Here is a 20,218-nt window from a genome sequence, read left to right as displayed (position 1 = left end):
CCGACCCCTCAGTTGTCGATGTCGTCGACGAGTTCGTCCGCGAGGCCGACGTACGTCGCGGGCGTGAGCGCGAGCAGTTCCTCGCGGGTCTCCTCGTCCACGTCGAGGTCCGCAAACAGGTCGTGGAAGTCGTCGAGCGTCACCTCGCGGCCGCGGGTGAGCTCCTTCACCCGCTCGTAGGCCTGCGTGTCGCCCTCGCGGCGGAGAATCGTCTGGACGGCCTCGCCGATGATGGCCGGCGTGTCGTCGAGTTCGTCGCGCATGACCTGCTCGTTCGGGACGACCTTGCCGAGGCCGGTCTGGGTCTTCTTGTAGCCGATGAGGCAGTGGGCGAACGCCGCGCCGATGTTTCGCTTGACCGTGGAGTCGGAGAGGTCCCGCTGGAGGCGCGAGGTCGTCACGTAGTCGGCGAGGAACGTCAGGTCGGCGTTGGCCTTCGAGAGGTTGCCCTCGGAGTTCTCGAAGTCGATGGGGTTGACCTTGTGCGGCATCGTCGACGAGCCGGTTTCGCCCTCGACGGCCTCCTGTCCCAGATAGCGGTCGGAGACGTACAGCCACGCGTCGCGGTCGAGGTCGACGAGGACGTTGTTGACGCCGCGGACGGCGTCGAACAGCGCCGCGAGGTCGTCGCAGGGGTTGACCTGCGTGGCGAGCGCGGTGTGGTCGAGGCCGAGCGACCCGACGAACTCCCGGGAGAACGCCCGCCAGTCCACGTCGGGGTAGGCGGCGACGTGGGCGGCGTAGACGCCCGACGCGCCCGCGAGCTTGCCGGCGAGGTCGTCGGTCGCGGCCTCGACGCGGGCGAGCGTCCGGCCGAGGCGGGCGGCGTAGACGGCCATCTCCTTGCCGAACGTCGTCGGCGTCGCGGGCTGACCGTGGGTGCGCGCGAGCATGGGAACGCCGCGGAACTCCCGCGCGAGCGAGACGAGTTCGTCCCGCGTGTCGCGGAGTTCGGGTACGAGCACCTCCTCGACCGCGCCTTTCACCATGAGGCGCTGGGCGAGGTTGTTCACGTCCTCGGAGGTGAGCCCGAAGTGAATCCACGGGTGGACCGACTCGTCGGTCTCGGTGCGGATGAAGTACTCGACGGCCTTCACGTCGTGGTTCGTCGCCGAGAATCCCGCCGCGCCCTCGACTTCGAGCCGCTTCACGAGGTCGGCGTCGTCGGCGTCGAACTCCTCGTAGAGCGCCCGGAGGTCGGCGCGCTCGGCCTCGGAGAACGAAAGCGGCGTCGCGTCGAGGTCGGCGAGCGCGAGGAGGTACTCTACTTCGACTTCCACGCGGGCGCGCATGAGCGCGGCCTCGCTCACGTGCGGCGCGAGAGGTGCGGTTCGAGAGGCGTATCGCCCGTCGAGCGGGGACACCGCGTACAGCGGGTCGTGCCGGTCGGCGTCGGTCATGTCTGAGTCGTCACGATGGGGGACGTTAAACGCCGGGGGTTCGTCGCCGCCGCGATGCCGGGAATTACGCACGAGTATGCGTACTCAACGCCCATCTCCGGCCCCGGTCGGTTCTATATATACACAATTGAGTATATGTCGGCGACGCGGACCGCAACCACTTTGAGGGCCGCGAGTCGCCATCCTCACATGGACACCATCGCCGGTCTCGCGAGCAACCGCGGACGAAACCTTCGCAACATCGCCGACCGCGCCCCCGGCGGGGCGGAACTCGGCGTCGTCGTCTCGAACAGCGCCGACGCGCCCGTCGTCGACTGGGCGGACGAACACGGCATCCCCAGCGAGGTCGTCGAACGCGGCGACGACGAGTCCCGCGAGTCCCACGAGGAGCGCATCCTCGACGCCCTCGCGGACTACGACTTCGACCTCGTCTGCCTCGACGGCTACATGCGCGTGCTCACCTCGACGTTCCTCGACGCCGCGCCGACGACGCTCAACGTCCACCCGTCGCTGCTCCCCGCGTTCCCCGGCATGGACGCCCACGAGCAGGTCCTCGACGCCGGCGTCAAGACCACCGGCTGTACGGTCCATGTCGTCAGCGAGGAGGTCGACGCCGGCCCCATCGTCACGCAGGAAGCCGTCCCGGTGTACACCGACGACGACGCGGGCGACCTCAAATCGCGCGTCCTCTACGACGCCGAGTTCAAGGCCTACCCCCGCGCGGTCCGCTGGTTCGCCGAGGACCGCGTGACGGTCGAAGACGATTCGGTCACCGTCGAGGGCGACGTGGACGCCGGCCTCCCCGAGCGCCGCGTCACCTCGGAGGACCGCTACGACGAACTCCGCTACGGCGAGAACCCCCATCAGGACGCCGCCGTCTACGTGGACGAGACGTGCGACGAGGCGTCGGTCGTCGGCGCGCCCCAGCTCAACGAGGGCGCGAAGGGGCTTTCGTACAACAACTACAACGACGCTGACGGCGCGCTGAACATCATCAAGGAGTTCGACGAGCCCGCCGCGGCGGTCATCAAGCACACGAACCCCGCCGGCTGCGCCACCGCCGACACCCTCGCGGAGGCCTACGCCGACGCCCTCGCCACGGACCCGATGAGCGCCTTCGGCGGCATCGTCGCGCTCAACCGCGAGTGCGACACCGAGACGGCGGAACTCATCATCGACTCGTTCAAGGAAGTCGTCGTCGCGCCCGGCTACACCGACGACGCGCTCGACGTGTTGACGGAGAAGAAAAATCTGCGCGTCCTCGATGTTGGCGAACTCGGCGACCGGACCGAGACCTACACCGAGAAGGCGCTCGTCGGCGGCCGACTCGTTCAGGAGCGCGACCTCTGGACGCCGACGCTCGACGACCTCGAAGTCGTCACCGAGACGGAGCCGACCGACGAGCAGTTGGAGACGATGCTGTTCGCGTGGAAGGTCCTGAAGCACGTGAAGTCCAACGGCATCCTCTTCGCCAAGGGCACCGAGACGGTCGGCGTCGGCATGGGGCAGGTCTCCCGCGTCGACGCGGTCGAACTCGCGGCGATGAAGGCCGAGGAACACGCCGAGGGCAAGAACGCGCAGGGAGCCGTCATGGCCTCCGACGCGTTCTTCCCGTTCCCGGACGGCGTGGAGAAGGCGGCCGACGCGGGCATCGAGGCGGTCATCCAGCCCGGCGGCTCGGTGAACGACGAGGAGGTCATCGAGGCCTGCGACGAGCGCGGGATTGCGATGGTCTTCACCGGTCAGCGGTGCTTTAGGCACGACTGAGCGAAGCGAAAGAGAGCCTAAAGCTCGAAGCACGACCGGAGGGAGTGCTTCGGTGTTTCCGTCACGATTAGTGACGGACACGGTGCTTCCGCCACGACTGAGCGTCTGCAACTCACTTATAGACGCCTCACGACCCGTTCCCACGACCTAACACCGACGGTGTCCCTTCAAGTGTCGGCGAGGCGAACACAGAGGTATGTACGAACACATCCTAGTGCCGACCGACGGGAGCGAGGGGACGATGCAGGCCATCGAGCACGCGCTCGAACTCGCCGGGGCGGAGTCGACGATTCACGTGCTGTCGGTCGTCGACCAGCGGGTGTACCTCGCCGCCGGCGGCGACCAACAGGACGCGGTCATCCAGTCGCTCCGCGACGACGCGGTCGAGGCGGTCGAGATATGCGCCGAGAAGTGCGAGGGGAAAGCGCCGACGAAGACCGCGATTCGAGACGGCGTCCCCCACCGCGTCATCCTCGACTACGCCGACGAACACGGCGTCGACGTGGTCGTGATGGGGACTCACGGGCGGACCGGCCGCGACAAACTCACGTCGCTCGGGAGCGTCACCGAGCGCGTCATCGAGAACGCCAAGCGTCCCGTGCTCGTCGTCCACATCGACTGAGTTTGACGCGTCGGCGCGCCCGCGGCGCGTCGTCGCGACCCGCCGCGGTCGAAGCACGCCGGAGGCCGGCGTCGTGTCGCAGGAGTGACGTCGAGCGTTAGGCCTAAGCCCACCGTCCGGTTTCTCACGCGTATGGAGTACCACGAGGCGGTGAACTTCCTTTTCGACCTCCGGCGGTTTCAGGTCAAGCCGGGGACCGAGTCGATTCGGCGGTTGCTCTCTCACCTCGGCAACCCCCACGAAGACGTGTCGTTCGTGCAGGTCGCGGGGTCGAACGGCAAAGGAAGCACCGCCCGGATGGCCGACGCGATGCTGCGCGAGTCGGGCGCGCACGTCGGCCTCTACACCTCGCCGCACTTCGACGACGTGCGGGAGCGAATCCGCGTCGACGGCCGGAAGGTTCCGAAGTCCGCGCTGTCGGCGTTCGTGGCCGAAGCCAAGCCGTACCTCGTCGAGCGGGCCGCCGACGGCGAGCCGCTGACCTTCTTCGAGACCGTGACCGCCCTCGCGCTGTGGTACTTCGACCGCGCGGGCGTCGACGTGGCGGTGCTCGAAGTCGGCATGGGCGGCGAACTCGACGCGACGAGCGCCGTCGACCCGGTCGCCAGCGCCGTCACCAACGTCTCGCTCGAACACACCGCCGTCCTCGGCGACACGGTTGCGGAAATCGCGAAGACGAAAGCCGCCGTCGCGCCCGCCGACGCGCCGCTCGTGACCGGGGCGACCGGCGAGGCGCTGTCGGTCATCCGCGAGGAGGCCGGCGACGTGCTGACCGTCGGCGACGCCGACTCAGACGCCGACGTTCGCGCCACCTACGGCGGCCGCGTCAACCATCAGGAGGCCGCCGTCACCGTCGAGACCGACGCCGAGACGCTCGACGTTCGCATCCCGCTTTTGGGCGCGTATCAGGCGCGAAACGCCGGTATCGCCGTGTCGCTCGCCCGGCAGGTCCGCCCCGACATCGGCGCGGAGGCGATTCACCGCGGCCTCCGAAACGCCCACTGGCCGGGTCGGTTCGAGGTCATGGGCACGGAGCCGACGGTCGTCCTCGACGGCGCGCACAACCCCGACGCCTGCGCGCAGGTCGCCACCGTTCTCGACGAGTTCGACTACGACGACCTCCACCTCGTCTACGGCGCGATGCACGACAAGGACCACGGCGAGATGGTCGGGGCGCTCCCGGAGGTCGCGTCGGTCGTCACCTGCAAGGCGGACATCTCGCGGGGCGAAGACCCCGAGATACTGTCGTCCGTCTTCGAGCGACTCGACGGCCCCGACGTCGAGACCGGCGGCGCGGTCGCCTCGGCGCTCGACCTGGCGCGCGCCCGCGCCGACCCCGACGACTGCGTGCTCGTCGTCGGGTCGCTGTACGTCGTCGCCGAGGCCCGCACGACGTGGACGCGGGCGGTCGTCCCGAAGGCCCACCGGACGCTCGACGACGCCCGCCGGACCCTCGAACGCGCGAACGTCGCCGACGCCGCAGAGCGACGCGACCGCGCGAAGCGGGCGGTCAACCGAACGGTCCACACCCGCGTCCAGCGCCGACAGGCCCGGGTGCTCCGCGAGGAACTGCTGTCGGTCGGGGGCGACTGCGCCGTCTCGGGCCACGAGTTCGGCGGCGAACTCGTCGACGTGGTCCTGACGGGGACGCTCGACCAGTTCGAGCGATTGACGGCAGCCCTCGAAGACAGGCCGTACGCCCTCGCGGGGGTCGCAGCGGAGATTCGCGAGACGCTCGAATTCGGTTCGGCTGACGCCGCCGCCGACGAGGGCGACGCTGGCGACGCCGGCCACGACGAAGCCAGCGACTACCCGTGGGACGACGGCACGGCCGTCATGGGCATCCTGAACGTGACGCCGAACAGCTTCCACGACGGCGGGGAGTTCTACGACATCGACGACGCCGTCGAACAGGCGCGGGCGATGGTCGACGCCGGCGCGGACATCATCGACGTGGGCGGCGAGAGCACTCGTCCCGGCGCGGACGAAGTCCCCGTCGACGAGGAGATTCGCCGCGTCGCGCCGGTCATCGAGGCTATTTCCGACCTCGACGTGCTCGTCTCCGTGGACACCCGAAAGGCGGCCGTCGGCGAGGCCGCCCTCGACGCCGGCGCGGACATCCTCAACGACGTGACCGGCCTCGAAGACCCCGAGATGCGCTTCCTCGCGGCCGACCGCGACGCGCCGGTCATCGTGATGCACAGCATCGACGCGCCGGTCGACCCGACCCGCGAGGTGGACTACGACGACGTGGTCGAGGACGTCATCGACGAACTGACCGAACTGGTGTTGCTCGCCGAGAAGGCGGGCATCCCGCGGCGGAACATCATCGTCGACCCCGGCCTCGGCTTCGGGAAGTCGAAGGCCGAGAACTTCGAACTCCTCGGGCGCACCGACGAGTTCGCCGCGCTCGGCTGTCCGATTCTCGTCGGCCACTCCCACAAGTCGATGTTCTCGCTCGTCGGCGAGAGGCCGGGCGACAACCTCGCGGCGACCGTCGCGGGCACGGCCATCGCCGCCGACCGCGGGGCCGACATCGTCCGCGTCCACGACGTGCCGGAGAACGTCGCGGCCGTGAACGTCGCGCTCGCCTCGCGGGACCCGAGCCGGTTCGAAGCCAGCGCGGAACGCGAAGACTGAGACCCGACGCGCCGGACGTCGGGGTGAGACCGATGTTTTTCTGCGCCGAGTGCCTACCCCCACCTCGTGTGCACACTCATCCTCGCGTGGCAGGTGTTCGAAGCCGCGCCGGTCGTCGTCGCCGCCAACCGCGACGAACTCCTCGGCAGGCCCGCCGAACCGCCCCGGCGGTGGGAAAACGGCGACGGCCCCGCAGTCGTCGCTCCGCGAGATGCCGAGGCTGGCGGCACGTGGGTCGGTTACAACGACGCGGGCGTCTTCGTCGGCAGCACCAACCGCTGGGTCGAGGTCGACGGCGGCGGCGAGCGCTCTCGCGGTCACCTCGTCCGCGACGCGCTCCGCCGCGAGACCGCCGAGGACGCGGCGCGGTTCGTCGAGCGCGCGGTCGACGACCACGTCTACGACGGCTTCAATCTCGTCGTCGCCGACGAGAACGCCGCGCTGTTCTTCGAGTGGGACGGCAGTCTGTCGGTTCGGAACTTCGACCCCGGCGTCCGCGTCGTCGTCAACGTCGGCACGCCCGACTCGTGGTTCGTCCCCGAGCGACGGCCCGAGGTGGGCGAGACGCAGGCCGACAACGCCCGGCGACTGGAGGAGGCGCTTCAGCCCGAGCCGAGCGAGTCGGTGACGGCGTGGCGAGAGCGGGCGAAGGCGGCGCTGGGCGACCACGACTTCGGCGTCTGCGTCCACGACCCGGAGGGTCGGTTCGGCACGCGCTCGTCGTCGGTCATCACGCTCGGCGAGGCGGGATTCGCGTACGAATTCGCCGACGGCCCGCCGTGTCAGACCGCCTTCGAACCGGTCGAACGTCAGGATTAAACCGCTCGCACGACGTGTAGGTGGTATGAGCGCGAGCGAAGCCGAGCAAGACCTTTCTTCCGACGAGCACGCGGGACTGGAACTCATCCGCGAGTCGGGCGGCATCCACCAGAGCGACTTCTGGAAAGAACTCGACATCTCCTCCCGGAAGGGGAGCCGCATCGCCGAGGTGCTGGAGTCGCTCGGTCTCATCAAGCGGACCGAGACCGTCTACAACGGCCACACCACCTACTACCTCGAACCCGCCGCGCGCGACCTCGACTTCTCGATGCTGATGGCGGGCGACATGCTCTCGCCGCTCATCGGCGAAGAGGAGATCAACGCCAACAGCAACGCCTTCTCGCAGTGGCTCATGAACCTCGCCTACGAGGAGTACTGAGTCCCCGCGGTCGGGTTGAGAACCAGAGAGACGACCGCTATCCGGTTCTGTTTCCGTTTTTTCCGTGTTTCCGTTTCGTCTCGGCTTCGTCGCGTTCCCCCGAGCCGTGTCCCGTTCCCGCGAGTCGTCGCACTCCTCGCCGACCGTGAGCGACGCGACTCGTTCGCCCGTCGAATCCGGGGCGACGACGCGGTCGCTCGCGGCGTGAGAGTCGCGGCGGAATGCGCGAGAACGGGAACCGAGAACCGAGAACCGCGGGACGCGGCTTACTCTTCGGACTGCTCGTCGTCGTCCTCGGTCGCCAGCAGGTCGTTGGCTTCGAGGTAGCTCTCGATTTCGTCGTTCGACAGTTCGACGAAGCGCTCGGACTCCGCGGAGACGGTCGCCACGTCGACGCCGTCGGGCGCGGTGCCCTCGTCGCTGGTCGAGGCGATGGCTTCGAGCGCGAGTTCGATGCCCTCGTCGAGGGTCAGGTCGTCGCGGAAGTTCTCTTCGAGGTGCTCCTGGTGGTCGCCGCGGTCGGCCCCGATGGAGACGGCCTTCCACTCGTAGGGGGTCCCCGAGGGGTCCGTCTCGTAGAGGCGGGGCGTGCCGTTTTCGACGCCGCCGATGAGGAGCGCGACGCCGAACGGGCGCGCGCCGCCGACCTGCGTGTACTGCTGGATGTGGTCGGTGACTTCCTTGGTCAGCGTCTCGATGCCGATGGGTTCGCCGTAGCGGAGGCGGTTGACCTGCGACTGGCGGCGGGCGAAGTCGATGAGCTGGCGGGCGTCGGCGACGTGGCCGGCGCTCGCGATGCCGATGTGGTCGTCCGCCTTGTGAATCTTCTCGACGCTCGTCGGTTCCATCAGTGGCGAGCGAGAGCGCTTGTCCGCCGCGAGGACGACGCCCTCGGGCGTTCGCACGCCGATGCTCGCGGTGCCGCGCTTGACGGCCTCACGAGCGTATTCGACCTGATAGAGTCGACCATCCGGCGAGAAGATCGTAATCCCGCGGTCGTACGCCTGTTGTTGCGCTTGTCCCTGCATGGAATATCACTCGAAATCGAGTTGCGTCGCGCCCGTGAACCCGTCCGGACCGCCGACGTCCAAGAGTGAGTCGCGGACGACGGCGGTTCGGGATTCGTTCTCGAACACGACGGTTCTCTCCTCGGAAATTCCGGCCCGGCCGTGTAAATACCTTTCCGAACAGGCACGCACTGTCCCCGAGACGCCTCGCACTCTCACCCCGACCGGGTCACCGCCGACGGCGTCGATACAGGCGAGTGCTGCCCGGGCGTCTTCGACGTGCCCGCGCCGGGCGCGGACGACGGTCTCGGCGACGCCGTCGGCGTACTCGAACCCGAGGACGGTCAGGTCGGCGTCGGCGCTCCCGGCGTCGCCGTAGAGGTTCTGGGCGGCGTACCAGAGTTCGCGCTGGAACGGCCCGCGGGCGAGGTCGGCGTCGGGCCACGTCTCGACTTCGACGGCGAGGTAGCGCCGCCGCGGCCGGAGGTGTTTGGGCAGGTGTTTCATCCGTCGCTCACTCGTCGGCGGTCGGCGCTCGCTCGGCGACGAGGACGCCCACCTGCTCGTGGACCGATTCGACGGCCGTGAGGACGAACCCGGCGTCGGTGAGCGCGTCGGCGAGGAAACCGACGGTCGCAGGGTCGTCCACCTCGGGCGAGTAAAACGGCTCGTCGGGGTCGGGCGTCCCGAAGAACATCACGTCGCCGAGGACGAACCGGCGCGGTTCGAGGTCGGCGATGACGCCGATGGCCTCGCGTTTCTCCTCGTCCGAGAGGTGGTGCATGGCGAAGTTCGTGACCACGATGTCCACCTGTTCGTCCCCCGCGTTCGGTTCCCGGAACCGACCTTCGCCGAACTCGACGTTCTCGATGCCGACCTCGGCGGCTTTGGTTCGGGCCTGTTCGAGCATCCCCTCGCTGATGTCGCGGCCGACGACGCGCTTCGCGTCGGGGGCGAGCGCGAGGGCGATAGCGCCCGTGCCGGTTCCGAGGTCGAGCACCACGTCCTCGGGGGAGGGGTCGGCGTAGTGGACGACGAGCGAGACGCACGCGCGGTACTCGTCGCTGTCTTGGGAGTCGTCGTACTCCGCGGCGATGTGTGAAAAGCGGGCGGCGTGTTCCTCAATCGTCTTCTTCATACCGTCCCCGTTTGACGCCGGGGGCTATGAACGACTCGGACGTGCGCTCGCGGTTGCGCGCCGCGAGGCGGCCCCACTCGCGGAGGCCGTCGAGCACCTGCTCGCGGTCGAAGCCGACGACCTCGCCCACCGCGGCCAACTCGCGGGGAGCCCGCAGTTGGAGGTGCGACGACGGGGTCGCGGAGACCACGTAGGGCGCGTCGTAGTACTCGACGAGTTCGCGGAGTTTTCGGAGCGCCGAGATGGCCTGCACGCGGCTTCCGCCGTCGCTTCGGAGCACCGGCCCGAAGTCGAATTCGACGCGGACGCCGTTGTCGCGGGCGGCCTTGGCGAGGACGTGGTTGAAGTTGCCCTCGCCCGCCATCGGCCGGGAGAGCACGTCCACCCGCGGCTGTTCGACGGCGAATCGGTTGAGCGCGTTCGTCCCCCCGCGGAGGACGAGCAGTTCGCGCTGTGGCCGGTAGTTGCCGACCGCGCCGCTGGCCTGCTCCGGGTTCGAGGCGTCGATTTCGACGGCGTCGACGAGATCCGCGTCGAGCGCCTCGCGGAGGCGGTCGTAGTCGGGGCGGGCGTCGAGCGCGCGGACGACGACGCCGTCGTAGTCGTACCGCCCGGCGGCGACGGCGACGCGACTGACCGTGCTCTCGCCGTCGGGGTGTGCGTAGACCGCCTCGTACATACGCCGACTCAGGAACGGGTGGGAAAAGGGCGTTGCGTTCCGGGGCGGCGTGGCGGTGGGGCGGCGTGGCGGCGTGGCGAGCGAACGGGCGAACGCTGGACCGTACGCTCAGATGCCGCGGGAGACGACGAGCGACGCGACGAGGATCGCGGTGACGCCGACGCCCGCGCCGAAGCCGGGGACGTCGATTCCTGACGACGGATCGGCCGTCGTCGCGGCCGGCGAGGACGTCGTTTCGGCCGTCGCGTCGGCGTCTTCGACGTCGGGCGTGAGCGTCGAGCTCTCGGGCATGTCGTACGTCACGAGCGTGGCGTTCTCCTCGTAGATGGTCTGTTGGTCGCGGCGAACCGAGACCTGGACCGGACCGCCGCGGAGCCGCGACAGTTCCGAGAGGTCGAACGTCACGTCGAAGCTGCCGTTTTCGTCGACGCGGACGGCCTTCGAGACGAGGAACGGATGGGTGTCGCCGACGGACTTCACGCGGACGCCGATGAGCGTCCCGGGCGCGTACGGGGTCGTCCCGTGGACGTGCTCGCCGTCGACCGCGTCGAGCGTGAGTTCGTCGCCCGCGTGGTCGATGGCGGTGCCGTCGGCCGCGGCGACGCCGGACAACGGCAGCGCGACCACGACGACGAGGGCGACGATGAGGTGGGGAGGGCGCATCGTCCGGAACGTATCGTCCGGGCAACAAGTACGTTTTGATTAATCAACACTTAGGCGACGAGCGCGGCGACCGCGGCTCGGAGCGCGGCGGCCGCGGTCCGCACGTCGTCGGTGCGCACGTACTCCCTGTCGGCGTGCGCGACCGCACCCTCGTCGTCGGCGAGGTGGCCGGGGCCGAAGACGACGACGGGCGCGGGAGAGAAGTAGGAGGCCTCGGTCGCGGCGGTGAAAGGGCGGACGTCCGCCCGCCCCTCGGCGTCTCGGGAGGCCGCGGCGAGCGTCGTCACGAGTTCGTGGTCGGGGTCGGTCGCGAACGCTTCGAGGAACGGCGTCGGCCGTTCCGTGAGCGCGAAATCGACGCCCACGTCGTCGGACACGCCGTCCGACACCGCGGCCCGGAGCGTCGACCGGAGTTCTTCGCGGAAGCCGTCTGCCGTCTCCGGCGGGACGCTCCGGCGGTCGACTACGAGTCGGCAGTCGGCTGGCACCTGATTCGAGTTCGCGCCGCCGTCGACCATCGTCGGCGTCAGCGTCGCCGGCCCGAGGTCGGGGTGGGCCTCGCGGCCGTCGTCGAACGACCGGAGAGCGTCGAGCACCGGCGCGAGCGCGTCCACGGCGTTGCTCCCGGACTGGGGTTCCGCGGCGTGCGCGGCGACGCCCGACAGGGATACCGTCCCCTCGAACCGGCCCTTCGCGGCCGTACACACGTCGAGGCCGGTCGGCTCGCCGACGATGTACATGTCGCCGTCGAGGTCGAGGGCGGCCGCGCCCGTCGAGAGGAGTTCCTCGTCGGGCGTGATGGCCAGCGTGACTCGGCTGTCGGGGCCGGGGTCGGCGGCGAAAAAGGCCGACAGCAGGGCCGCGAGCGGTCCCTTCGCGTCGCAGGAGCCGCGACCACGGATAACGCCGTCGTCGCGTTCGTACGGGACGTGCGGCGAGACGGTGTCGATGTGCGTGTTGAGGACGAGGTGCGTCGCCGGCTCCGCCGCTCCCTTCGAGGCGACGGTGTTGCCGGCGTCGTCCACGGTCGGGTCGACGCCTGCGGCTTCGAGCGTCTCGACCAGCAGGTCGCGCATCTCGCTCACGTCGTCGTTCGACGCGACGGGGACGGCCCGTTCGAGGAACGCGACGGGGTCGAACCCGTCGGCGTCGCCGCTCATCGCTCGCGGAAGACGATGTCGGCTTCGCCGTCGCCCTCGTGGACGGCGGGGCCGCCGAGGAGCGCCGACCCCTCGTCGGGGACGGTCACGGAGAGCGCGCCGCCCGGCGGGGAGACGGTCACGGGGTCGTCGCCGGAGACGCGCCCGAGTCGCTTCGCGGCCGCGACGACGGCGACCGCGCCGGTGCCGCAGGACTGCGTCTCGCCCTCGACGCCGCGCTCGAAGGTGCGCTGGCGGAAGCCGCCCTCGCCGTCGGGGGAGGCGAGCGTGACGTTCGCGCCCTCGGGGAACACCGGGGCGTGGCGGACCACGGGTGCGACCGATTCGAGGTCAACGTCGTCCACGTCGTCGACGAACGCGACGGCGTGGGGAACGCCCGTGTTGACGGCCGTGACCGTCAGGCCCTCGACCTCGGTCTCGACGAGTTCGTCGTCGGCCGAAAGCGGCACGTCGCGGGGCGAAAAGGAGGGCGCGCCCATCTCGACGGTCACGTCGGTGCCGTCGAGGTTCGCGCGGCGGGTGCCGGCGGGCGTGTCTATCATGACTTCGTCCGTGCCGGTTCGCTCGGCGGCCCACGCGGCCGCGACGCGAGCGCCGTTGCCGCACATGGCGGCGACCGAGCCGTCGGGTTGGACGAGCGTCATGACGACCCGCGGCGGGTCGTAACGCGATTCGAGCGCGAGAAACAGGACGCCGTCGGCGCCGCGTCGCTCGCTTTCGCTCATGGTGATTCCGGCCTCGCGGTCGCAGTGGGTGCGCGCGAAGGCGGGGCGGTCCGGGACGGGGTCGTCTGCGTCGACGACGAAGAAGTCGTTTCCAGTACCGTGGAACTTTTCGAAGGGAACGGTGTTGAGTACGCTCATGGTTCTGTGTGGGTGCTTGGTCAGTTGGGGATGTGCTCGGGTGCGGTTCGTTCGAGTGCGGTGACGTCGTCGAGGGTCTCGCGCCGGCGGGCCACTCGGGGACCGTCGGCGTCGAGGACGACTTCCGGGGGGCGCGGTCGAGAGTTGTAGGTGCTTACCATCTCGTAGCCGTACGCCCCCGCGTTGCCGAGCGCGAGACAGTCGCCGCGCTCGGGTTCGGGGAGGTCGCGGCCGTCGGCGAACACGTCGCTCGTCTCGCAGACGGGGCCCGCGACGATGGTCGAAACCGGGTCGGCGTCGGGCCGAGAGAGATTGGAAATCGCGTGGTACGCGTCGTACATCGCCGGTCGGAGCAGAGTCGTCATACCAGCGTCGATGCCGACGACGGTCGTCTCGGGGGTCTCTTTCACCGTGTTGACTTCCGAGAGGAGGACGCCCGCGTCGGCGACGACGTAGCGGCCGGGTTCGACTGCGAGTCGCGCGTCGACTTCGCCGAGCGCCTCGCGGGTCGCGTCGGCGACGGCGGCGAGGTCGAGCGGCGGTTCGTCCTCGCGGTAGGGGACGCCGAAGCCGCCGCCGACGTCGACGAATTCGAGGTCGCCGACCTCGCGGGCGAGGTCGCCCATCCGGCGGACCAACTCGCGGTGCGCCGAGAGGTCGTCGCCGGAGATGCCGCTTCCGGCGTGGGCGTGGACGCCGACGAGGTCGAACTCCTCGCGCACGTCGGTGGCGAGGTCGGGGACGCGGTCGATGGGGATGCCGAACTTCGCGTGCCCGCCGGTCGTGACCTTCTCGTGGTGACCCGCGCCGACGCCGGGGTTCGCCCGGAGGCAGAGCCGCCCGTCGAAGCCGCGCTCGCGCAGGCGGTCGATAGTGTCCGCCGCGCCGACCGTGACGGTCATCTCGGGGTTCGACTCCCAGCGCGAGACGACGTGGTCGAGGTCGGCGTCCGGCGGGTTGACCGCCGTGTAGCGGACGCGCTCGCCGGGGAAGCCCGCGTCGAGGGCGCGCTCGACCTCGCCCGCGGAGGCGCACTCGGCGTCGACGCCGGCCTCGCGGACGGCTTCGAGCACCGCTCGCCCGGCGTGGGCCTTGACGGCGTAGCTGACGTGCGCCTCGGGGAACGCCTCGCGGAGTCGGACGCAGTTCTCGCGGACGCGACGGAGGTCGGTCACGTACAGCGGCGAGCCGAACTCGTCGGCGAGCGACAGCAGGCGCTCGCGGTCCCAGTCGGCAAGCCGCCGGACGGCCGGCCCGCCGCCGCTCATTCGCGCAGCGCCTCCTCCCGACGGGTCGCGTCGAGGGTGTCGTCCTCGATGTCGAGGGCGACGACCGCGGGCTTGTACGCGCCGCCGGCGAACAGGTCGAGGTCGCCGAGCGACGACTCCACGAACCGCGTGAACGCGCGGCGGTTCGCGGGCAGGTGGCCGTAGTAAATCTCCTCGTCCACGAGGTCGTAGACGGGGATGCGGGGCGTGAGAAGCGTGTTCTCTCCGACGATGGAGTTCTCGCCGACGACGAAGCCGGAGGTGACCCGACAGCCCGCGCCGAGCGCCGCGCCGTCTTCGACGACGACCGGGGCGTCCTCGACGGGTTCGAGCACGCCGCCGATGAGCGTGTTCGCGCCGAGCTTGACGTTCGCGCCGATCTGCGCGCAGGAGCCGACGGTGTCACAGGAGTCCACGAGCGTGCCGTCGCCGACGTGCGCGCCGACGTTCACGAACGAGGGGCTCATCATGATGCAGTCGGAGCCGAGGTACGCGCCGCGGCGGATGGCGGTGCCGTCGGGGGTGTTGCGCGTGCCGCGGTCGCCGAGGTCCTCGGTGTCGCGCAGCGGGAGCACGTCGTGATAGCGGACGTCGCCGTACTCGCGGGCGAGCGTCTCGCGCAGGCCGAAGTTGAGCAGGATGCCCCGCTTGACCCACTCGTTTGCCTCCCACGAGGTCACGTCGGAGCCGGTCTTCTCGGCGGCGCGCACCTCGCCCGCTTCGAGGGCGTCGAGGAACGCGTCGAGCGTGTCGAGCTCGTCGACGGTCGCCGATTCGGCGTCGACGTCGCCGTCGTCGTATCGCTGCCACAGGTCTCGTACGTCGGATTCCAGATTCATTCGAGTACCTCGGTGAAGTCGTACCACCCGGCGTCGCGGTCGGCGAGCCACGCCGCGGCGTCGAGCGCGCCGGCGGCGAAGACCCCCCGCGACCCCGCGCGGTGCGTCAGTGAAAGAGACTCGTGATTTCCAGCCAGTAATACCTCGTGCTCACCGGCAATATCCCCCGCCCGGCGAGCGTGGACGCCGACCTCGCCCTCGGACCGGGACGCTTCGCCCTCGCGGCCGTGGACGCGCTCGGAGTCGCCGCGTACTTCGTCGATGTCGTCAGACTGCGTCTGACGGACCGACGAACGTGCTTCGTCGATGTCGTCGAGGAGGGTCAGCGCCGTCCCGCTCGGGGCGTCGCGCTTGGCGTTGTGGTGCGTCTCCGTGAGTTCGATGTCGTAGCCGTCGAGGGCCGGGACCGCCTCGCGGACGGCCCGGCGGAGCGCCGCGATGCCCCGCGAGAAGTTCGAGGCGTACAGCACCGGGACTTCCGATGCGGCCTCGCGGAGCGCGTCGAAGCCGCCCTCGCTCAGGCCGGTCGTGCCGGTGACGAAGGCGACGCCCGCCGCCGCGCAGGCCGACGCGTACTCGATGCAGGACGCCGGGCCGGTGAAGTCAACCACGGCGTCTGGCTGGTTCGAGGCGAGCAGGTCGGCGAAGTCGGCCGCGTCTTCGACGGCGACGCCCTCGACCTCGTCGCCGGGCGAGCGGCTGACCGCGAAGGCGACGGAGAGGTCGTCGCGGTCGGCGGCCGCGGCGAGGACTTCCCCGCCCATGCGGCCGGTCGCGCCGGTGACGCCGATGGAGACCGTCACTCGCCGGCACCCCCGTCCGGAATCGCCTGCTCCGCTTCGAGGTCGGACAGCAGGCGGCGCAGTTCCTCGGTGTTCTCCTCGGTGAGGCGGGTGAGCGGCGGGCGCAGGCGCGCCGGGCCGTAGCCCCGAATCTCCATGGCCTCCTTGACCGGGATGGGGTTCGTCTCGGAGAACAGGTGGCGGTTCAGCGGGGCGAGGTCGTGGTGAATGTCGCGGGTGCGCTCGTAGTCGCCCTGCAGGGCCGAGTGGACCATCGCGCCGACGCGCGCGGGTTCGACGTTCGCCGTGACCGAGATGGCCCCGACGCCGCCGACCGAGAGAATCGGGAGCGTGAGCGCGTCGTCGCCCGACAGCACCGCGAACTGCTCGTCGCGGGTCCGCTCGACGACCTCCGAAATCTGCCCGAGGTCGCCGCTGGCGGCCTTGTAGGCGGTGATGTTCGGGTGCTCGGCGAGCGTCGCGGCCGTCTCGGGGAGGATGTTGCTCCCGGTGCGGCCGGGGACGTTGTAGACGATTTGCGGCAGGTCGATTTCGTCGGCGATGGTCCGGTAGTGCTCGACGAGGCCGGCCTGCTCGGGCTTGTTGTAGTACGGCGAGATGAGAAGCAGCGCGTCGGCTCCGGCGTCGGCCGAGCGCCGGGAGAGTTCGAGCGCCTCGCGGGTCGAGTTCGACCCGGACCCGGCGATGACGGGCACGTCCTCGACGGCCTCGACGGCCGCCTCGACGACCTCGACGTGTTCGTCGTGGGAGAGCGTCGCGGACTCGCCGGTCGAGCCGACGGGGACGACGCCGTCGACGCCGGCCGCTTCGAGGCGTTGCACGTCGGCTTGGAACTGTTCGAAGTCGATACTGCCGTCCTCGTGGAACGGCGTGGTCATCGCGGGATAGACGCCGCGGAAGTCGAATGATGTCATTGTGGTTGGATGGTGTGGTGACGGTCGTGGAAGCGTTGATATCGGTCGTGTGACCGGAACGTGCGTCAGCCGAAGGCCGCCCGAGACGGGGTCGCTACTCCCGCAACGAGCGATTCAGTACGCACGTTTTTTCGAAAAGAAAGCGGCACGCGACGCTGTCGAGGGTGTGGTGACCTGCGAGAGCCGCGTCGCGTCGTTCACACCGGATGCAGGTGCCGGAAACGTAATATAACTTGCGCCGTCTGCAGGTCCTGCCGGAGCGAGTGGGCGGACTGAGAGGTGTCTCGGGACGCCTTCCGTCCGGTTCTCGGTCGGCGAGGTGGACGCCCGTCCGGGCCACCCCCGTTTCCCCGGATGGTTATTAGCCCGCGCCACCCAACCGTCGTACGAATGACAGAGATTCACCCCAACCAACGCGTCGCCATCCTCGCCGACGCGCAGAACCTCTACCACACGGCACAGAGCCTGTACTCACGGAACATCGACTACTCGTCGCTTCTCCAGAAGGGGACGGCGGGCCGCGCGCTCACCCGCGCCATCGCCTACGTCATCCGGGCGGACTCGCCCGACGAGGGGAGTTTTTTCGATGCACTCGTCGACATCGGTTTCGAGACGAAGATAAAGGACATCAAGACGTTCGGCGACGGCTCGAAGAAGGCCGACTGGGACCTCGGCATCGCGCTCGACGCGGTCAGCCTCGCCGACCACGTGGACACGGTCGTCCTCTGTTCGGGCGACGGCGACTTCGAGCGGCTCTGTACCCACCTCCGCCACGAGGGCGTCCGCGTCGAGGTGATGGCGTTCAGGGAGTCCACCGCCGAGGAACTCGTCGCGGCGGCGGACACGTTCATCGACCTCTCGGAGCGAAAAGAGACGTTCCTGCTGTAGTCGCCGGCTATTCGAACTGCGGAATCGCCGAGTCGCCGTCGATGTCGGGGCCGGCCGTCTCGCTCGGCCCGTCGGTCCCCGCGTCGTGGGCCTCGAAGAAGGCGACCGCGTAGGCGTACTGGAACGTCGCGAGAACCGTCTGTGTCACTATCGAGAGGACGGCGATAGCGGCGATTTCCATCGGCGCGAAGCCGACCCCGGCCTGCGCCGCCGCCGGGTTCGCCGCCTCCTGGACCTGCTGGACGCTCTGGAACGACACAAAGAGGATGACGCCCGTGGCGGGGATGCTGACGACGAGGCCGACAACGAACCGGATGACGGAGTAGCCGAGCGTGGGGACGACGTTGTGCCGGACGAGCCGATAGCTCTCGCCGAACGATTCGATGGGGTCCTTGTCGCCGACGACGACCGCGACCGGGTAGAACTGGATGAAGAAGCTGACGACGAGGTACACCAGTCCGAGGAGGCCCAGGACGGCGATGCCGACCAGGAAGCCGCCGCCGAGGGCGAGATTGGAGACGTCGCCACCGCTGGCTGCGAGGCCGCCGAGACCGAGCGAGACGGCCACGGCGACCACGATGATGACGAACACGATGCCGAAGGCGAGGACGATGCCGAGTTGGACGAAGTTCGCCAGGAGCACCGAGACGTACTTCTCGCGGCCGACGGCCGTGAGCGTCGACAGCGAGGTCGAGCCACCGCCACCGCGGTCGACCGCCTCGTCGGCCATGCCGTAGAGACCGGCGGCGATGAACGGCGTGACGAAGAACGTCGCCGCCATGAGAATGGTCGGAACGAACGGTATCTGCGCCAACTGCGTGGCGAGTTGCGGGAGCGTGACGAGGCCCAAGGCGAGACTGCCGAGGAACAACACCGGGTTCGACCGGATGCCCCGGAGGGCGGTCTGGAGGGATTCTATCGCGGCCATACCTCGACCTGTCGATGCGACGATACGTAAAACGGGTGGGTCGAACCGGCGACGGGCCGGAGCCGCGGCGGCCCCGGCCCCGCGCGAGCGACGGCTCAGGCCGTCGGCGTCGCCAGCCGAGCGACGGTGGCGACCGCGCCGACCGCCGCGATGGCGGCCAGCACCGTCGGGAGCCGCCAGTCGAGCGCCGTCCGCGTGAGAAGCATACTGCTCGCGAGCAGCAGCGCGGTCCCCACGGCGGCGAGTCGAACGTCCACGGACATACTCCGAGGGCGGTCTGTCCCGTACTTAGGGCTTTCCGTCTCGAACGTGCGTGCTAACCCGGTGCACGCGGCCGGACGGGACCGCGACCCACTTTAGCCGGCGGGGCGAACGGCGGGGTATGACCGAAGGCCACGCGACCGATTTGGACGACCTCCGGGTCGTCGCCGACTACCAGTTCGGGGCCGGCGCGGGCGACGCGCTGTTCCCGGTCGACGCCGACATCGAACTCTCGCGCTCGCGGAGCGGCCGCCCGCGACAGGTGTACGTCGAGGGCGACCGCGTCACCTCCTACGGCACCGACGGCCGGTTCACGCTCGGCGTCGCCGGCGGCCGCCGCCTCTACGACGCCCTCGACGCCGACGCCTACGTCGTCCGCGTCGGCGACGAGTCGGTGCCGTTCGTCAGCGACGGCAAGAACGCCTTCGCCAAGTTCGTCACCGACGCCGACCCGGCGGTTCGCTCGGGCGACGAGGTGTGCGTCGTCGGCCCCGACGGCGATCTCTTGGGCGTCGGTCGCGCGGAACTCTCCGCCGACGCGATGCTCGACTTCGAGGCGGGGATGGCGGTTCGCGTGCGCGAGGGCGCGGACGAGGAGTGAGGTGAAGTCGGGGGATTTCGGGCGTTACGCCGCTGTTGGGATTCTAGAGAGGTGGGAGAGATGGGGTGCGAGACGTAGAGGGTGAGTTCAGCACGACAAAGAGGCTCTACCCACAGACCACATTCTAAACCTCTCGTTCAGTTGGGGTCCGTATCAACTACCGTCTTAGCGTACTGATTTCGCCCAAATCGGTTCAATAATGTTACTTGGTTGGGGAGTCGTGATTTTCTATGGCTTCTGGGCGCTACCCTCGTATCACGGTTACTGAAGGCCCTCAACCCAGCAAGAAACCCTTCCAGCTCAGTATGGAGAAGCTACGCGATTTCTCATCCGATGCACCTGCTCAGATTCGGGGTTCATTTGAGAATCGTTCCTCCGAAGAGCAAACGGTTGGCTTCGGCGCAATCCAGCCGTACTCCAGTATCTGGAGTGAAGGCCAAGGATGGCTTGTTCTCATTCCGAGTGACCGTCAGGTACAGAGACACGCCTTCGGAACAAGATTATCCCGGACCGCTCGGTCGAGGGGTGCTGGCAGACGAATCTTGTTCACTTCGTTCTTCCTGACGTGCTTAGATGGCA

At 69.2% G+C, this 20,218-nt stretch carries 21 protein-coding genes; 7 read left to right on the top strand and 14 right to left on the bottom strand.

What is annotated here, in order from left to right; all coding sequences use genetic code 11:
* Nucleotides 1–8: 8 nt before the first annotated feature.
* Nucleotides 9–1,400: an adenylosuccinate lyase gene (purB, locus tag BN996_RS09390; RefSeq protein WP_089778500.1), complete on the bottom strand. Its 1,392-nt coding sequence runs from the start codon at nt 1,398–1,400 to the stop codon at nt 9–11.
* Nucleotides 1,401–1,589: 189 nt separating this feature from the next.
* Between purB and purH the strand changes: the two genes are divergently transcribed.
* The 5 genes from purH (at nt 1,590) to BN996_RS09365 (ending at nt 7,627) form a co-directional block, all read left to right on the top strand.
* Nucleotides 1,590–3,167, top strand: a complete 1,578-nt coding sequence (purH, locus tag BN996_RS09385) for a bifunctional phosphoribosylaminoimidazolecarboxamide formyltransferase/IMP cyclohydrolase (RefSeq protein ID WP_089778497.1) — start codon at nt 1,590–1,592, stop codon at nt 3,165–3,167.
* Between the two features lie 196 nt (nt 3,168–3,363).
* Nucleotides 3,364–3,789 (top strand): universal stress protein, encoded by a 426-nt coding sequence (locus BN996_RS09380; protein ID WP_089778495.1) that lies wholly within the window; start codon nt 3,364–3,366, stop codon nt 3,787–3,789.
* Between the two features lie 132 nt (nt 3,790–3,921).
* On the top strand, nt 3,922–6,429 hold the full coding sequence (gene folP, locus BN996_RS09375) for a dihydropteroate synthase (RefSeq protein WP_089778493.1): 2,508 nt from the start codon (nt 3,922–3,924) through the stop codon (nt 6,427–6,429).
* A 66-nt stretch (nt 6,430–6,495) separates the two neighbouring features.
* Nucleotides 6,496–7,248, top strand: coding sequence for an NRDE family protein (locus BN996_RS09370; protein WP_089778491.1), 753 nt, complete (start codon nt 6,496–6,498; stop codon nt 7,246–7,248).
* 25 nt (nt 7,249–7,273) lie between these two features.
* Complete coding sequence (locus BN996_RS09365; RefSeq protein WP_058567171.1) at nt 7,274–7,627, top strand: helix-turn-helix transcriptional regulator; 354 nt, start codon at nt 7,274–7,276, stop codon at nt 7,625–7,627.
* A gap of 266 nt (nt 7,628–7,893) precedes the next feature.
* Here BN996_RS09365 and psmA read toward each other — a convergent pair whose 3' ends face one another.
* The 11 genes from psmA to dapA all read right to left on the bottom strand — a co-directional run bounded on the left by psmA (nt 7,894) and on the right by dapA (nt 16,961).
* The gene (psmA, locus tag BN996_RS09360) at nt 7,894–8,655 is read right to left on the bottom strand and encodes an archaeal proteasome endopeptidase complex subunit alpha (RefSeq protein ID WP_089778489.1); all 762 of its coding nucleotides are present in this window, start codon (nt 8,653–8,655) and stop codon (nt 7,894–7,896) included.
* Nucleotides 8,656–8,661: 6 nt separating this feature from the next.
* Nucleotides 8,662–9,141 (bottom strand): Rpp14/Pop5 family protein, encoded by a 480-nt coding sequence (locus tag BN996_RS09355; RefSeq protein ID WP_089778487.1) that lies wholly within the window; start codon nt 9,139–9,141, stop codon nt 8,662–8,664.
* Between the two features lie 7 nt (nt 9,142–9,148).
* Nucleotides 9,149–9,772, bottom strand: a complete 624-nt coding sequence (locus BN996_RS09350) for a class I SAM-dependent methyltransferase (RefSeq protein ID WP_089778485.1) — start codon at nt 9,770–9,772, stop codon at nt 9,149–9,151.
* Nucleotides 9,756–10,451 carry an RNase P subunit p30 family protein gene (locus tag BN996_RS09345; RefSeq protein WP_089778484.1) on the bottom strand — a complete coding sequence of 232 codons (696 nt, stop codon included), beginning with the start codon at nt 10,449–10,451 and terminating at the stop codon, nt 9,756–9,758. The genes BN996_RS09350 and BN996_RS09345 overlap by 17 nt, the downstream gene beginning before the upstream one ends.
* A gap of 108 nt (nt 10,452–10,559) precedes the next feature.
* Nucleotides 10,560–11,114 carry a BGTF surface domain-containing protein gene (locus tag BN996_RS09340; RefSeq protein WP_089778482.1) on the bottom strand — a complete coding sequence of 185 codons (555 nt, stop codon included), beginning with the start codon at nt 11,112–11,114 and terminating at the stop codon, nt 10,560–10,562.
* 50 nt (nt 11,115–11,164) lie between these two features.
* Entirely contained in the window at nt 11,165–12,274 is a 1,110-nt protein-coding gene (locus BN996_RS09335) for a M20 family metallopeptidase (RefSeq protein ID WP_089778480.1), read from the bottom strand.
* Nucleotides 12,271–13,137: a diaminopimelate epimerase gene (dapF, locus tag BN996_RS09330; RefSeq protein WP_089778478.1), complete on the bottom strand. Its 867-nt coding sequence runs from the start codon at nt 13,135–13,137 to the stop codon at nt 12,271–12,273. The genes BN996_RS09335 and dapF overlap by 4 nt, the downstream gene beginning before the upstream one ends.
* A gap of 20 nt (nt 13,138–13,157) precedes the next feature.
* Nucleotides 13,158–14,405, bottom strand: coding sequence for a diaminopimelate decarboxylase (gene lysA / locus BN996_RS09325; RefSeq protein WP_089778477.1), 1,248 nt, complete (start codon nt 14,403–14,405; stop codon nt 13,158–13,160).
* Complete coding sequence (locus BN996_RS09320) at nt 14,402–15,244, bottom strand: 2,3,4,5-tetrahydropyridine-2,6-dicarboxylate N-succinyltransferase (protein ID WP_089778475.1); 843 nt, start codon at nt 15,242–15,244, stop codon at nt 14,402–14,404. Before BN996_RS09320 ends, lysA begins: the two co-directional genes overlap by 4 nt.
* Nucleotides 15,241–16,047: a 4-hydroxy-tetrahydrodipicolinate reductase gene (gene dapB, locus BN996_RS09315; RefSeq protein ID WP_089778473.1), complete on the bottom strand. Its 807-nt coding sequence runs from the start codon at nt 16,045–16,047 to the stop codon at nt 15,241–15,243. The genes BN996_RS09320 and dapB overlap by 4 nt, the downstream gene beginning before the upstream one ends.
* Nucleotides 16,044–16,961 (bottom strand): 4-hydroxy-tetrahydrodipicolinate synthase, encoded by a 918-nt coding sequence (gene dapA, locus BN996_RS09310; protein WP_089778471.1) that lies wholly within the window; start codon nt 16,959–16,961, stop codon nt 16,044–16,046. The genes dapB and dapA overlap by 4 nt, the downstream gene beginning before the upstream one ends.
* A 390-nt stretch (nt 16,962–17,351) precedes the next feature.
* Here dapA and BN996_RS09305 point away from each other — a divergent pair, with 390 nt between their 5' ends.
* The gene (locus BN996_RS09305; protein WP_089778470.1) at nt 17,352–17,849 is read left to right on the top strand and encodes a LabA-like NYN domain-containing protein; all 498 of its coding nucleotides are present in this window, start codon (nt 17,352–17,354) and stop codon (nt 17,847–17,849) included.
* Between the two features lie 7 nt (nt 17,850–17,856).
* Here BN996_RS09305 and BN996_RS09300 read toward each other — a convergent pair whose 3' ends face one another.
* Together BN996_RS09300 and BN996_RS20100 are read right to left on the bottom strand one after the other, a co-directional pair.
* On the bottom strand, nt 17,857–18,777 hold the full coding sequence (locus BN996_RS09300; RefSeq protein ID WP_089778468.1) for a DUF7847 domain-containing protein: 921 nt from the start codon (nt 18,775–18,777) through the stop codon (nt 17,857–17,859).
* Between the two features lie 95 nt (nt 18,778–18,872).
* Entirely contained in the window at nt 18,873–19,040 is a 168-nt protein-coding gene (locus tag BN996_RS20100) for a hypothetical protein (protein WP_167344101.1), read from the bottom strand.
* Nucleotides 19,041–19,159: 119 nt separating this feature from the next.
* Here BN996_RS20100 and BN996_RS09295 point away from each other — a divergent pair, with 119 nt between their 5' ends.
* Nucleotides 19,160–19,639 carry a PUA domain-containing protein gene (locus BN996_RS09295; protein WP_089778466.1) on the top strand — a complete coding sequence of 160 codons (480 nt, stop codon included), beginning with the start codon at nt 19,160–19,162 and terminating at the stop codon, nt 19,637–19,639.
* Nucleotides 19,640–20,218 lie beyond the last annotated feature (579 nt).

It is taken from the genome of Haloferax massiliensis, assembly GCF_001368915.1.
GTDB classification, from domain to species: Archaea; Halobacteriota; Halobacteria; order Halobacteriales; family Haloferacaceae; genus Haloferax; species Haloferax massiliensis.
Note: the sequence above shows the minus strand (reverse complement) of the source record. Positions and strands in the feature narration are given on the sequence as shown.